Raw genomic sequence first — 13918 nt, forward strand, 5'->3', positions numbered from 1 at the left:
CCGCCCTCAGCGGGCGGATGCGCGTGCACCCGCGCGTGCATCCGGACTGTGCAGTGCCAGATTCCTGTGGCCCGCGGTACGACGGCTGCGGCGTCAGGGGCAGCGGATGACCTGGCCGGCGTACGACAGGCCGCCGCCGAATCCGAACAGCAGCACCGGCGCGCCGGACGGGATCTCGCGCTTCTCGACCAGCTTCGACAGCGCGATCGGGATGCTCGCGGCCGAGGTGTTGCCGGACTCCACGACGTCCTTGGCGACCACCGCGTTGACCGCCCCGAGGCGCTTCGCGAGCGGCTCGATGATCCGCAGGTTGGCCTGGTGCAGGACGACGCCGCCGAGCTCCTCGGGCTTCAGGCCGGCCTTCTCGCAGACCTGCTGGGCGATCTTCGGCAGCTGCGTGGTGGCCCAGCGGAAGACGCTCAGACCCTCCTGCTGGAACGGGCCTTCGCGGCCCTCGATCCGGACCGCGTCGGACATCTCCGGCACCGAACCCCACACCACCGGGCCGACACCGGCAGCGTCGTCCGAGTCGTCCGCGACCACGACTGCGGCTCCGGCGCCGTCGCCGATCAGCACGCAGGTGGTGCGGTCGGTCCAGTCCGTCCAGTCGCTGAGCTTCTCGACGCCGATCACGATCGCCTTGGTCGCGGCGCCGGCGCGGATCGCCTGGTCCGCGGTCGCCAGCGCGTACGCGAACCCGGAGCAGGCGGTGTTCAGGTCGATGGCGGCCGGGTTGCCGAGGCCGAGCCGGGCGGCGACCCGGGCCGCGATGTTCGGCGAGCGGTCGATCGCGGTGCAGGTGGCGACGATCACGTAGTCGATCTCGGTGACGTCCAGGCCGGCGTTCGCGATCGCCTTGTCGGCGGCCCGCCAGGCCATCTCGTCGCATGCCTCGTCGGGCGCGGCGATCCGGCGTTCGCGGATCCCGACCCGGCTCTGGATCCACTCGTCGTTGGTCTCGACCATGGTGGCGAGCTCGGCGTTGGTGAGCACCCGCTCGGGCTGGTAGTGGCCGAGCGCGACAACTCTGGATCCGGTCATCTACCTGCTCCTGCGGGTTCGTCGGGCGTGGGGGCGCCCCCAGAGTACGTTCCCGGACCGGCTGCTGTTGATCCCCTGTCTCACTCCTGTGGCAGGGAACACAAGCCCGTCAGGCCAGCCCGGCGGCGCTCAGGGCGCTGCGGAGGTCGGGGGCGGCGAAGGTGCGGAGGCCGTACTTCTTCTGGATGTCCATCGGCTTCGCCTCGCGGCTGCGGTTCGGGATGTCGGCCGGGATGATCGCCTTGGTGAACCCGAGCCGGGCCGCCTCCGCGAGCCGTTTCTCCAGGCCGCCGACCCGGCGCACCTCGCCGGCCAGGCCGACCTCGCCGATCGCGACCAGGCCGGGATGGATCGGCTTGTCCATCACCGAGGACGCGACCGCGATCGCCACCGACAGGTCCGCGACCGGCTCGGTGATCTTCACCCCGCCCACGGTCGCGACATACACCTCCTGGTCGGTCAGTTTCAGCCCGGCGCGGTTGCCCAGCACGGCGAGCACCATCGCGACCCGGGACGATTCCAGCCCGGACGTCGTACGCCGGGGTTGTGGGGCGGCCGACGGGCCGACCAGCGCCTGTACTTCGGCCAGCAGCGGCCGGCGGCCCTCCATCATCACGGTCACGCACGTCCCGGCGACCGGCTCGGCGTGCTCGGAGACGAACAGCCCGGTCGGATCGGTGACCTCGACGATGCCGGTGTCGACCATGTCGAAGCAGCCGACCTCGTCGGACGGGCCGAACCGGTTCTTGGTCGCGCGCACCATCCGGAACCCGGAGTGCCGGTCGCCGTCGAACGCCAGCACGACGTCGACCAGGTGCTCGAGCATCCGCGGCCCGGCGATGGCGCCGTCCTTCGTCACGTGGCCGACCAGGACGACCGCGATGTGCCGCTCCTTCGCCAGCCGGACCAGCGCGCCGGTCACCTCGCGGACCTGGGTCACGCCGCCGGGCGCACCGTCGACCTCGGGATGCGCCATCGTCTGCACGGAGTCGATCACCAGGAACGTCGGCTCGACCGCGTCGACCTGGCCGACGACCGCGCCCAGGTCGGTCTCGGCGGCCAGGTACAGGTCGTCGACGAGGGCGTCGGTCCGGCCGGCGCGCAGCCGCACCTGGGCGGCCGACTCCTCGCCGGACACGTACAGCGTCCGCTGGCCACCGCGGGCGGACTGCGCCGCGACCTCGAGCAGCAGCGTGGACTTGCCGACACCGGGCTCGCCCGCGAGCAGGATCACCGCGCCCGGCACGACTCCGCCGCCGAGCACCCGGTCCAGCTCGCCGATCCCGGTCGGCCGCGACTCGGCCTCGATCGCGGACACCTTGGCGATCGGCATCGCCGGCGAGGACACCGGCCCGGCGGTGATCCGGGCGGCCTTCGGCGCACCCACCTCGGCGACCGTGCCCCACGCCTGGCACTCGCCGCACCGCCCGATCCAGCGCGCCGACGTCCACCCGCACTCCGAGCACGCGTACGCCGATTTGCCCTTCGCCTGAGTCGCCGCCTTCGCCATGGACCCAACCTATTTGAGACCGCCGACAAAACGTCTGAAGGCACGTTTCAGCCAGGTCCCGGCCTTGCGGTGCGGCGGGTCGTCGTCGACCTCCGGTACGTCGGCGATCCGCTGGGCCGCGTCGAGGTACCGGGTCAGGATCTCGCTCTCGGACGTCCGCAGTTCGCGGCTCTGTTCGAGCAGCAGCAGGGCGGTCTCGCGGTTGCCGGCGGCGACCTCCGCGGAGCCCAGGTGCTGCAGACAGCGGGCGTGGCCTTCGCGTTCGTCGATCTCGGCGTACAGGTCGGCGGCGTGCTCCCAGCGGCTCACGGCCTCGTGGCGGTTGCGTTGCATCCACGCGGCGACGCCGATGAGCTCCAGGGCGTGGGCCTCGCCGCTGACGTCGCCTGCCGCGGTCGCGTGGGCGTGTGCGGGTCGCAGGTGTTCGAGGGCGCCTTCACTGTCGTACTGGTACAGGTGTACGACGGCCAGGTTGATGGAGATCGCTACATCAGCAGCCAGATCCGGGCCGGGCCGACGGAGGCGGGCCTCGTCCAGACGGTCCCGTGCGTTCAGTACGGCCTCGTCGCGGTCGTTGCCGGCCGGTGCGCGATCCGCGATGGCCAGGTTCACCAGGGCTCGCTCCACCTGCCGCCGTGTCTTCAGCGCGAACGCCGTACGCCCGTTGGCGCCGATGTTGTCCGAGACACTCAGCCGCACGTTGGCCGTGTCGAGATCACCCAGCATGCGGTACGCCGTTGCCGCGCGGGCTGCCGCGAGTTCGGACAGGGTCCGGCGGCCGGCTGCTTCGGCTGCCGCGCTCAGCAGCTCACTGAGCTGGAGCAGCGCCTCCGGGTGCGGACGGCGTACATACCAGGCCTCCAGTGCGTCGCAGATGCGAGCGAAGTCGTCGATGGCGTCGTTGTGCGGGCTCTCGGCCGCTAAGAGTTGCCAGAGCCTGTCCTCGTTCAGGGTGAACCACTCTGCCGCGGCCATACCGCCGGCGTTGCTGCCGAGCGCGACCATCCATTGCTCAGCCTCTTCCGCTGCGATATGCAGCTCACCCACACTGAGCTGTCGGCGCCGCCTGGCCTGTTTGGCCCGCGCGAGGAGCCGCAAGACGATGGCCACCATCAGCAGCAGCGTCACGAAGCCACCGACCCACGGCACGATGCCGCCCTGGCTGAAGCTCTGGCTGAGCAGCTGTGACGTCAGGTCAGTGAGCAACCCGGATGCGACAGCACTGACAGCCAGTAGGACCACCTGGGCGCGCGACGGCTCGTCCCGCTCCTCCTCGCTCACGGCCGGCTCCCTGTGGTCAGCCCACGCACGACCGTGCGCCAGAAGGACAACAACAGCACCACGGGTACGACGGACGCGACAACGGCCGCGGCCGCGACCGGTCCGCTCGACGTGGAGAACTGCCGCGCTTCACCCCACAGCACCAACGAGAGCGGCGTCGTACCAGGTCCACTGATCAGGAACCCAACGATGAAGTCGTTCCACACCAGGGCGAACTCCAACACCGCAACAGCGATCACTGCTGGCCTATACGTCCGCTGCACAGTAGCCAGTACTGCGCTCTGCCGCACCGGCCCCTGCAACGCTTCCGACACCACAGCAGGCGGTGCCGACGCGAAGGCAGACCGCAGTAGCAGTACTGCGAACGGCAGGCCGGCCGCCGCGTGTACCAGCGCCAGCGCGACCCGCGACCCCGCCAGCCCGGCTGCGTCGATCGCATCGCGCAAGGGAGCGGCGTACATCTGCACAGGCGTCACAGCGAGTACGACGAACACGGCCATCGCCACCCGTCCCAGCCGCGGCGGCAGACCGCCCCACGCGACCAGGTACGCCGTAGGCACCGCAATCACCAGCAGTACGGCGGTTGCGGCCGTGGCAATGACCAGCGTGGACAACATCGCCCGGAACAACCCGACGTTGGCCGCATCCGCGAACGAGGAGAACCCAAGACCCGACGGAGACCACCAGCCACGTAACCCTGCCTCCCGTGGCGAGTGCAGTGCCGTGGCGACCAGTACTACCGCCGGAAACACCCACACCAGCGCCACAGCCGACCCGATGAACCAGCCGAGCCGCCGTACCACCCGCCGCGGCCGAGGCTTCCGCAACGACGGCTCCTGCGGTACGACGGACACCGGCATCGCCCAGCGCCGACGCCTGAGCCCGCGTAGGCCGATCAGCCCGACAGCCGCGACGATCGCGAACAGCACGACACCCAACGCCGCCGTACGGCCCGAGTCCACGTTGGAGGTGGACGCCCGCCACCAGTTCAGCCCCAGTACGTCGGCAGACCGCTGCATGGACCCCGGTACGACGATCAGCACCAGGTCGAACACCCGTACAGCGGCAATGACCAGCGTCAGCGTCACCACACCCGTGATCGGGCGCAGTAGTGGAATCTCCAACGCCCACAGGCGTTTCCAGCCCCGTACGCCCTCGGCTGCGAGCGTCCGTGACATGTCGTCGGGTATGGCGTCCAGACCGGCGCGGAACAGCGACACGACGTACCCGAGCCAGGTCCAGCCGAACGCGGACATCAGCACGATCCAGAACAGGCCAGGACCCAGCCACACCGGGCTGGAGCCGAACAGGCGGGTCGAGATCGCCGTGATCGTTCCGCGTTCCGGCGTCGGGTCGAAGATCATCCGGAACGTCGCGCCGGACACCAGCACCGAGACCGCGAACGGAATCACCAGCGCGGGCTGCAGCAACGTCGTCACCGCGGGCAGTCGGTAACTCAACAGCGCAAGGGAAAACCCGACGGCTACCGTACCGAAGGCGATCAGTACCCACAGAAGACTGTTGCCGACAGCATGCAACGCGCCAGGGTCGCCGATCACCGCGAAGTTTCCGAAGCCGAAGTGCTTGTTCGTGACGAACGCCTTCACCACGGTGACGCCGATCGGGATCAGCAGTACGCAGCTGAGCAGCAGCGCGGGCAACCCGAGCAGGAACGGTCCGGCCGGCCGCCGCGGCTTGCCCTGCACCGGGCGGCCGGTGATCTCCCGGCCGACCACCTCGAGCGACAGGCCGTTCGTGTGCAGCCCCATCAGCTCGTCTCCACCTTCCGCAGCGCGCGCATCGCCGTGTCGACCGCGTCCGGTACGGCGTCCGCGCCCCGGCCGCCCACCGCGATCAGGAAGTCCGTCAGCACCCGCCACAGGCCGTTGATGCCGCCGAGCGCACCGAGCAGGTCGGACAGGTCGAACTGCAACTGCTCGCCCGGCGTCGTGAGCTGCTCCGCGAGCCGGGTGAGCTCGGGGGAGTACCCGGTGGTGCGTCCGTCGACCAGGAAGCCGCCCTCGGCGATCCACGGATCCACCGCCTTGGGATCGGTCAGCCGTCGGACCAGGTCTCGCGAGTCGTCCGAGCTCGGTGCCGTCAGCACCATCACGTCGCCGCCGACGACCACCGGCGCGGCGGCCCCGGCGGACATCGGTGGGAACGTGAAGAGCTCGATGTCGCCGGGATCCGCCGCGAACGAGCGGACCACCGGCTCCGCGAAGTCCGACGCGAGCACCATCGCGGCCCGGCGATGCCCGAACACCTCCACCAGCGCGTCCGGGAACTGCTGGACCAGTGACTCCTTCACGCCGCCGGCCAGCGCGCCGGGCGCCGACCACATCGTGCCCAGCAGCCGCAGTGCGGCCGCGAACTGCGGCTGCTGCGACGGACGCGGGTGCTCCGCCATCGCGAGACCGACGTACACCGAAGGCGCTATGCCCAGCAGGATGTTCTCCAGGAAGTCCGTGAGCACCCAGCCGTCTCCTGCGCCCAGGGCCAGCGGTGTGATGCCGGCCTGCGTCAGGGTCCGGTTCAACTCCAGCCACTCCGACCAGTGCTGCGGGGGCTGTACGCCGACCTGCCGGAACACCGACGGGCGGTACCACACAGCGGACTTGTGCGCCGTCTTGAACGGAACGCCGTACGTCTGCCCTCGCTGCACCAGGAGGTCGCGCCACAGTCTCACCTGGCCGTGCGGGGCGAGGTCGTCGGGCATCGGTGCCAACTCCTGCCAGTGCTCTCGTACGAGCCCTGGCTGCGGCAGCATCACCACGTCCGGCCTCCTGGCGGCGGGGGCGTCGAAAGCAGTCGAGATGTCGTCGCCGAGCGGTACGACCTCCACCGGGTAGCTCAACGAGCCTAGGCCGACAAGGACCTTGTGGAACGCGCGTAGCTCCTCACCGCTCCAGCTGACGGCCACACGCACGGCACGGCGCAGTCCTAGTACGTCGCTCGTGCACCCGGTCAGCAACAGCGTTGCTGCGGCTCCGAGGAACGCTCTGCGGCTACTCGGCATCGTCGAATCCAGTAGTACGGGTCGTGCTGGTCGTGATGAGCAGCAGGGCGACCGAGGCGAGGTCAGGATTGGGCCGGATCGACAGGAGCGAGCCCCAGGTCGGTAGGCCGTTCGCGTCCTCCAAAACGATCACCCGCGGGTAAGCGCCGAGCGCCCGGGCGACACCGGTCAGCCGGCGACGCCCTGGCGTGATCTCGTGCGGGTAGCGGTCCAGTACGTCCTCAAGCCCACAGCCGACAGCCTGTACCCGGCTTTGCTCGCGGGCGGCCTGCTTGGTGATCGAGTGCGTCGTCAGGTGGCCGTGTACGACGTTGCCGAGCACGGTGAGGTGGGGAAGCAGCCCGCCCTCGGCCGGTACCAGCCGGACCGGACCGCCGGCCAGGACGATCGCGTTGGGCGGTGGATCGTCCAGCCCGGTCAGGAGGTCCGCCAGCCTGCGACGGTCGGCCGCATGGGGCACCACCACCGCACGCTGCTCACCTACGTCGATCCTGAGTCGCTCCGGCAACCCCGGCACGCGTTCGAGCAGCAGTCCGTCCATCTGTGCCCGGCGCCTCCCAAGACTGCCCCGTCGAGTCGGTTCGTCAACCCTATGGGGAGCAAGGGCCCCTCGCAGGCAACAGGGTGTCGCTCAGTAACTGCGGCTCCACAGGTTGATCGCGTAGTCGACCTCGACACCCGTGTGCGCGGCCAGGATCCGGCGGGCGTCCTTGGGCGTGAACTCGATCTTCACCACCGCCTCCAGATCGGCCCGGCTCTCGAACCGCCAGCCCATGTCCAGCCGTGTCCGCTGCCAGCCGCGGTCCGCCCAGAACCGCTCCACCACCGGCGCCTTGATCATCGGGTACGACGTACTGAACCACTGCCCGAACGTCGACCGGCTGCCGTCGTTGTCGATCACGAACGCCGTCCCGCCGCGGCGCATCACCCGGTCCAGCTCGGTCAGCCCGGGCTCGCACCCCGGCCCGAAGAAGTACGCCCAGCGCGCGTGCATCACGTCTACCGACGCGTCCGGCACCGGCAACCGCTGCGCCGATCCCTGCCGTACTTCGATGTTCGGCAACGCCCGGGTACGCCGCCGTGCCGCCTCCGCGAGGCCGCCGTGCGGCTCGACGCCGACGACCTGGGACGCCGTCCGCGCGAACATCGGCAGGTAGAACCCGGTACCGCAGCCGATGTCCAGCACGGTCCCGCCGGCCCAGTCCCGGATCGCCAGCATCGCCGGCTCGACCACGCCGTTCGGATCGACCGCCCGGTTCTCGAGCTCGTACACCTTCGGGTGCTGCCAGATGTTCGGGCTCGGGATCCCGCCTTCCGCGATGCTCACCCGTCAGACCCTAGCCATCGCCTGCTTGGTGGTGGCCGCGAGGAGCGCCGCCGGGACGAGCAGGATGCCGCAGAAGACCGCCAGCCAGTGGAAGCCGAGGTGGGCCAGCACCGGCCCGGCAGCTGTGCCCGAAAGGGAAGCCAGGATGCCCATCGTCAGGTCGGACAGGCCCTGTGCCGACGTACGGATCTCGTCCGGGACCGACCGGGACAGCAACGTGGAGCCCGCGACCAGACAGGCGGACCAGCCGAGGCCGAGGGTGAACAGCGCCAGCCCGGTGAGTGCGTGTGCGTCGTCAGGCGCCACCGCGGCCAGTGTCATCGCCACGGCCAGGATGCCCAGGCCGATGCCGATCGTGGGGATGCGGCCGAGCCGGTCCGCCAGCCAGCCGGTCACCGGGGACAGGGCGTACATACCGGCCACGTGACCGCTGATGACGAAGCCGACGATGGTCAGCGAAGCACCGTGGTGCCGCAGGTGGACCGAGGTCATCGACATCACGCCGACCATCACCGCGTGCGCCGTGGCGATCGCCAGCAGGCCCAGCCGCGCATGCGGGATGCTCACGACCCGGCGGAACGTCTCCGCCAACGGTTGACGCTCCACCTTGTCTGGGCGCACCTGGCTGCGCATGCCCGCCCACACGGTGAGCGCACTGAGGCCGAAGGCAACCACCGAGAACACGTACGGGCCGGCCAGGGTCAGGATGCCCAGCTTGCTGCCGATCGAGCCGCCGACGCCGGTCAGGTTCGGGCCGACGATCACGCCGATCGTGGTGGCCCAGACGACCAGCCCGAGTGAACGGGCGATCTTGCTGGGCTCGGCGTTGTCCGTGGCGGCGTACCGTGACTGGAGGTTCGAGGCCGAGCCGCTGCCGAACAGGCAACCCGCGGCCAGCAGCAGGGCGAGCGAGCCCAGTTGTGCCGCGAGGATGGTCAGCAAGGCACCCACGAACGCGATCAGATAACCGAGGGTCAGCGAGACTCTACGACCGTGGGACCTGGCCAGGCCCGCCAGGGGTACGGCGAGGACGGCGGCGCCCAGAGTCGTGGAGGTGGCGACCAGGCCTGCCAGTGACGTGGAGCCGGAGACGTTTTCGGCTAGGAGGGCGGCTACCGCGAAACCGCTCGCGGTGGCGACACCGCCGAGGGCGTTGCTGGCCACCAGAACCCGCAGAGTTGACCGCTGCCGCTCGTTTGTCACGGGCAAACCCTCTCATGAACCTGACACGGAAGCCGCTTATATAGAATCGTCCTGACGTAACTCGACCCGTTGGAGAGTCCCGATGCCAGAGATCGCGATCGTTCCTGCCCCGCGTGAACTCACCGTCCACGAAGGCCGATGGCTCACCGCCGATCCGATCGCCGACGCCGTCCGGGACGTGGTCGAGAACCTCGGCGCGACCGAGTACCGCATAGAGGTGAGCGTCGACGGTGCCCGGTTGACGGCCGGTTCCGAGGACGCGCTGCGGCACGCGGAGACGACGGACGCGCAGCTCGTCGAGGCTGCCGAACCGGCCGCGGACGGGCAGGTCGCCGTACCGCTGGCGCACGTCGCGGACGCGCCGCGGTTCGGGTGGCGGGGGATGATGCTCGACGTCGCGCGGCACTTCATGCCGAAGGAGTTCGTGCTCAAGGTCATCGACGTCCTCGCCCTGCACCGGCTGAACGTGCTGCACTTCCACCTCACCGACGACCAGGGCTGGCGGGTCGAGATCGCGGCGTACCCGAAGCTCACCGAGGTCGGCGCGTGGCGCGAGCACACGATGGTCGGGAAGATGACGCCCGGCCAGACCGAGTTCGAGTACGACGGCACCCGGCACGGCGGGTTCTACACCAAGGACGAGCTCCGCGAGATCGTCGCGTACGCCGCGGAGCGAGGCGTCACGGTCGTCCCCGAGATCGACCTACCGGGGCACATGCAGGCGGCGATCACGGCGTACCCGGAGCTCGGGAACCATCCGGACCAGCAGTTGAGCGTGCGGCCCTACTGGGGCATCAGCGAGGACGTGCTGAACGTGAACGACGCGACGGTCGAGTTCGTGAAGACGGTGCTGCGGGAGGTGCTGGAGATCTTCCCGTCGCCGTACGTCCACCTCGGCGGGGACGAGTGCCCGTCGGTGCAGTGGGCCTCGTCGGAGGAGGCCGGGAAAAGGCAGGCAGACCTCGGGCTGGACGAGCCCGGGCAGTTGCAGGGGTGGTTCACCGCGCAGGTCGCGGAGGTGCTGGCCGAGCAAGGGCGGCGGCTGGTCGGCTGGGACGAGATGGTCGAGACCGACTGCCCGAAGGACGCGGTCATCATGGCGTGGCGGAGCGCGCAGCGCGGCGTGGTCGCGGCGAAGGCCGGCCACGAGGTCGTGATGGCGCCGTGCGAGTCGGTGTACTTCGACTACTACCAGGGCGACCCGGCGACCGAGCCGCTGGCGATCGGCGGCGACATCCCGCTGCGGAAGGTGTACGACTTCGAGGTCGTCCCGGATGGGCTGTCGGCGGCGGAACAGGCGTTGATCGTGGGGACGCAGTGCCAGATCTGGACCGAGTACATGGAAGGCCCGGAGCAGGTCGGGTACATGCTCCTGCCCCGGCTGTCCGCCTTCGCCGAGCGGGCGTGGGGCTCGCCGCGGACGTCGTACGACGAGTTCCTGGCCCGGCTCCGGCCGCACCTGCAGCGGATCGAGAAGGTCGGCGTGAACTACCGCCCGCTGGACTGAGGTGGTGGGGGCCCGAGAGCCCCCACCTGGTCAGTCCGTGGTGAAGCTAGTCGGCGAGCCGTTCAGGAACGCCACCTGCCCCGGCCGCAGGTTCTTCGTGGTGGTGCGGGTGAAGGTTCCGGTACCGGTGACGCCGGAGTTGATCAGCACGCCCTGGTTGGCCGGGCCGTCGATCGTGGTGTCGGTGAGCGACGCGTGCACGAACGTCCGGTCGATGAACAGGCCGGCCCGCAGCGAGCCGCGCAAGGTGTTCCCGCTCATCGTCACGTTGCTGTACGCGTTCGGGAACAGCGAGGTCGGTGCGGGCGACCCGATCCGGACACCGTGCCGGACGCCGTTCCAGCCGCCGCCACCGATCAGTACGTTGCCGGTGATCGTCGCCGACTCGAGCGGCTGCCCGGTATCGCCGAAGATGCTGATCTCCATCGCACTGTTCGACGAGACGGTGTTCACCAGGTTGTCGCGGACCTCGACGTCCTTGCCGCCGGCGATCCGGATGCCGTTCGCCCAGTACGGCGCGACCGCGGTGTTGTTCAGGATCTTCGTGCCGGTCATCTGGCCGTTGGCCCCGTTCGCACCGGCGTCGGAGTACGTCGCGAACGCGTCGTCGCCGGTGCCGCGGGCGAAGCTGTTCCGGATCGTGAGGTTGTGGCCGAGCTTGTCCGGGTTCGGGGTGTTGCTGTTGTTGGCGTTGAACCCGTCGCCGTAGCTGTCCGCCGTACGGCTGTTCTGGAGTACGCCGTTCGTGCCGGACAGCCAGTTCGCGTCGGTGTGCCGGGTCCAGACGTGGTCGATCAGCCAGCCGCCGGCGCCGCTCGCGTTGAAGCCGTAGTCGTCCCCACCAGGGCCGCCGATGCCGCGGTAGATCGCGTTCGTGTCGACCTGCAGGTCGGAGACCGTGGTGCCTGAGCCCACCAGGATCTGCGACCGCCAGCCGCTCGTCGTCGGCGCCAGTGGCACCCGCCGGTACAGCGTGGTGTGCCACATGCCGGCGCCCTGCACCTTCACGCCGGTGAAGTCGAGCGGGGCCGGCGCCAGGCTGTTCGTCAGGTACTTGCCCGGTGGGATCCACACCGACTTGCCCTGCGCCTTCGCGTCCTTCACCGCGTTCTGGATCGCGACCGTCGAGTCGGTCGCGGTCGTCGGATCCGCGCCGTACGACACGATCGACAGCGAGTTGGCCGGCTGGGTCAGCGCGGCCGGGGCGTTCTCCAGGTCGACGGAGTCCAGGTCGTACACCGGCGACGTACTGGAGGCGTCCTTGCGGAACGTGATCGTGCTGCCGGGTGCGATCGCTGCGCCGCTCACCCAGACCGGGAACTCGTTGTAGAAGTGGAAGGCGCGGCCGCCGCCCTTCGGGTCGTCGGGGTTGGTGGTCGAGTTCTGGTAGTACCAGGCCTGGGTAGAGCTGAGCGTGATGTTCTGCCGGAAGGTGCCGTTCACGTACAGCGCGATCGGCGCGGTGATGCCGCCGCCGGTCGCGGTGTCGGGCAGCGAGGCGCGGACGACGAGGGTGTTCGCCGGCTTGCCCGTGGTGTTGCGCAGGGTCACGGAGTCGCCGGTGTTCTTCAGCTCGGCGAGTCCGTAGCCGGAGGCCTCGAGTTCGAGCGTCGCGGTGGTCGGCACCGTCGTACCTGGAGTGATCCTCCGGGCCGTGGCGGCGCCGCCGAGGGTGCCGCTCTCGGCCTCGAGCGTGACGAACGGGAGGGTGGCGCCGGCGAGCGGTTTCGGGGCGGCGGTCGCGGGGGTTTGGTTGCCTGGGGCAATGGCCAGGACCAGGGCGGCGGACACCAGGTACGTCGTACGGCGACGGGGGCGGTCGTGGTGCATCGGTTCACCTCACGAGTTTGATATATTAACTTTGCTTAGTATGTTAAACCCGATCGGGGGATGTGGGAATGGCGCCGCTGTATCAGCAGATCAAGCAGGCGCTGACCGACGAGATCGCCGCCGGGCGGTTCGATCCGGCGGAGCCGTTCGTCACCCAGCGGGAGGTGTGCGAGCGGTTCGGCGTCAGCTCGATCACCGCGGTCCGGGCGCTGAACGACCTGGTCGCCGAGGGCGTGCTGGTCCGGCGCCGCGGGGTCGGGACGTTCGTCGCGCCGGCGCGACGGCGGGCGCCGCGATCCGGTGTGATCGCGTGCATCGTCAACGGGCTGCACGGGCTGCGGGGTCCGCATTTGGCGAACATCCTGGCCGCGGCCGAGGAGGTCTGCGCGGACCGCGGGTACCAGCTCGCCCTGCAGAACTCGGCCGACTCGACCGAGCGCGAGGAGGGCGCGCTGCGCCGGGCGCTCGGCCACGGCGTCGACGGCATCCTGCTGTATCCGGTGCAGGGGCGCGCGCATCCCGAGGTGTTCGCGGAGGTACGGCGGCAGCGGGTGCCGCTGGTGATGATCGACCGGTACCGTCCCGACGTACCGACCGACGCGGTGGTCGCGGACAACACCGACCTCGGGCTGCGGATCACCGCGCAGCTGATCGAGGCCGGGCACGAACGGATCGCGACGCTGTGGGGCGAGACGGAGTGCACCAGCGTGACCGATCGCCAGGCCGGTCATCTGCAGGCGCTGCGCGCGGCCGGTCTGGCGATCCGGCCGGACCTCACCGCGCTCCGTCCGTACGAACCGCTGGAGGAGCGGCGGCGTCGTACGTTGCTGTCCGGGTTGCTGAGTTCGCCGGAGCCGCCGACGGTGCTGCTGTGTGCCAACGGGTATGTGCTCGCGGCGGTGGCGCACGACTTGATGGTGCTCGGGGTTCGGGTGCCGGAGGATGTGCAGTTGGCGTGCATGGACGACTCGGGGCCGTACGAGACGCTGCCGCTCGCGGGGGAGGCGGTGCTGCCGTCGGGGGAGCTGGGGCGGCGCGCCACCGAGCTGCTGATCGAGCGCATCACCGGTCCGGCCGGGCCGCCGCGGCAACTCGTGCTGCCGGTCGGTGTCCGATACTTGTTACGGAAGTAGCTGCCGCGGTAACCAATTCTTGGTGAAGGCTGTTGAGCTGGTGTGGACGCGCTCCCGTCGCCCTCGC

At 69.9% G+C, this 13918-nt stretch carries 11 protein-coding genes; 2 read left to right on the plus strand and 9 right to left on the minus strand.

Translation table 11 applies throughout. The features are described 5' to 3' along the window. Positions 1-93: 93 nt before the first annotated feature. From ACFV9C_RS18860 to ACFV9C_RS18895, 8 genes are all read right to left on the minus strand, one after another. Positions 94-1041: a beta-ketoacyl-ACP synthase III gene (locus ACFV9C_RS18860; protein ID WP_380195187.1), complete on the minus strand. Its 948-nt coding sequence runs from the start codon at positions 1039-1041 to the stop codon at positions 94-96. 109 nt (positions 1042-1150) lie between these two features. After that, on the minus strand, positions 1151-2551 hold the full coding sequence (gene radA, locus ACFV9C_RS18865) for a DNA repair protein RadA (protein WP_380195189.1): 1401 nt from the start codon (positions 2549-2551) through the stop codon (positions 1151-1153). Between the two features lie 9 nt (positions 2552-2560). Beyond that, complete coding sequence (locus tag ACFV9C_RS18870) at positions 2561-3832, minus strand: hypothetical protein (protein WP_380195191.1); 1272 nt, start codon at positions 3830-3832, stop codon at positions 2561-2563. Beyond that, positions 3829-5601: an ABC transporter permease subunit gene (locus ACFV9C_RS18875; RefSeq protein ID WP_380195193.1), complete on the minus strand. Its 1773-nt coding sequence runs from the start codon at positions 5599-5601 to the stop codon at positions 3829-3831. The genes ACFV9C_RS18870 and ACFV9C_RS18875 overlap by 4 nt, the downstream gene beginning before the upstream one ends. Then, on the minus strand, positions 5601-6851 hold the full coding sequence (locus ACFV9C_RS18880; RefSeq protein ID WP_380195194.1) for an ABC transporter substrate-binding protein: 1251 nt from the start codon (positions 6849-6851) through the stop codon (positions 5601-5603). The genes ACFV9C_RS18875 and ACFV9C_RS18880 overlap by 1 nt, the downstream gene beginning before the upstream one ends. Further along, positions 6841-7392 (minus strand): hypothetical protein, encoded by a 552-nt coding sequence (locus ACFV9C_RS18885; RefSeq protein ID WP_380195196.1) that lies wholly within the window; start codon positions 7390-7392, stop codon positions 6841-6843. The genes ACFV9C_RS18880 and ACFV9C_RS18885 overlap by 11 nt, the downstream gene beginning before the upstream one ends. A 90-nt stretch (positions 7393-7482) precedes the next feature. Continuing rightward, complete coding sequence (locus ACFV9C_RS18890; protein ID WP_380195198.1) at positions 7483-8178, minus strand: class I SAM-dependent methyltransferase; 696 nt, start codon at positions 8176-8178, stop codon at positions 7483-7485. 3 nt (positions 8179-8181) lie between these two features. Beyond that, on the minus strand, positions 8182-9381 hold the full coding sequence (locus ACFV9C_RS18895; RefSeq protein ID WP_380195200.1) for an MFS transporter: 1200 nt from the start codon (positions 9379-9381) through the stop codon (positions 8182-8184). Between the two features lie 82 nt (positions 9382-9463). On the opposite strand from ACFV9C_RS18895, the gene ACFV9C_RS18900 reads away from it, so the two are divergent. Beyond that, positions 9464-10888, plus strand: a complete 1425-nt coding sequence (locus tag ACFV9C_RS18900; protein WP_380195202.1) for a beta-N-acetylhexosaminidase — start codon at positions 9464-9466, stop codon at positions 10886-10888. Positions 10889-10918: 30 nt separating this feature from the next. Here the strand turns inward: ACFV9C_RS18900 and ACFV9C_RS18905 are convergent, their stop codons facing one another. Next, positions 10919-12718 (minus strand): glycosyl hydrolase family 28-related protein, encoded by a 1800-nt coding sequence (locus ACFV9C_RS18905; protein WP_380195203.1) that lies wholly within the window; start codon positions 12716-12718, stop codon positions 10919-10921. Positions 12719-12786: 68 nt separating this feature from the next. Between ACFV9C_RS18905 and ACFV9C_RS18910 the strand changes: the two genes are divergently transcribed. After that, positions 12787-13851, plus strand: coding sequence for a LacI family DNA-binding transcriptional regulator (locus tag ACFV9C_RS18910; protein ID WP_380195205.1), 1065 nt, complete (start codon positions 12787-12789; stop codon positions 13849-13851). The last annotated feature ends 67 nt before the right edge of the window (positions 13852-13918 follow it).

Origin of the sequence: Kribbella sp. NPDC059898 (genome assembly GCF_042730855.1) — a bacterium.
Classification (GTDB): domain Bacteria; phylum Actinomycetota; class Actinomycetes; order Propionibacteriales; family Kribbellaceae; genus Kribbella.

Coding starts and splice junctions, on each gene's coding strand:
- ACFV9C_RS18900 (WP_380195202.1), top strand. CDS start 9,464: ATGCCAGAGATCGCGATCGTTCCTGCCCCGCGTGAACTCACCGTCCAC.
- ACFV9C_RS18905 (WP_380195203.1), bottom strand. CDS start 12,718: ATGCACCACGACCGCCCCCGTCGCCGTACGACGTACCTGGTGTCCGCC.
- ACFV9C_RS18885 (WP_380195196.1), bottom strand. CDS start 7,392: ATGGACGGACTGCTGCTCGAACGCGTGCCGGGGTTGCCGGAGCGACTC.
- ACFV9C_RS18860 (WP_380195187.1), bottom strand. CDS start 1,041: ATGACCGGATCCAGAGTTGTCGCGCTCGGCCACTACCAGCCCGAGCGG.
- ACFV9C_RS18875 (WP_380195193.1), bottom strand. CDS start 5,601: ATGGGGCTGCACACGAACGGCCTGTCGCTCGAGGTGGTCGGCCGGGAG.
- ACFV9C_RS18880 (WP_380195194.1), bottom strand. CDS start 6,851: ATGCCGAGTAGCCGCAGAGCGTTCCTCGGAGCCGCAGCAACGCTGTTG.
- ACFV9C_RS18910 (WP_380195205.1), top strand. CDS start 12,787: ATGGCGCCGCTGTATCAGCAGATCAAGCAGGCGCTGACCGACGAGATC.
- radA (WP_380195189.1), bottom strand. CDS start 2,551: ATGGCGAAGGCGGCGACTCAGGCGAAGGGCAAATCGGCGTACGCGTGC.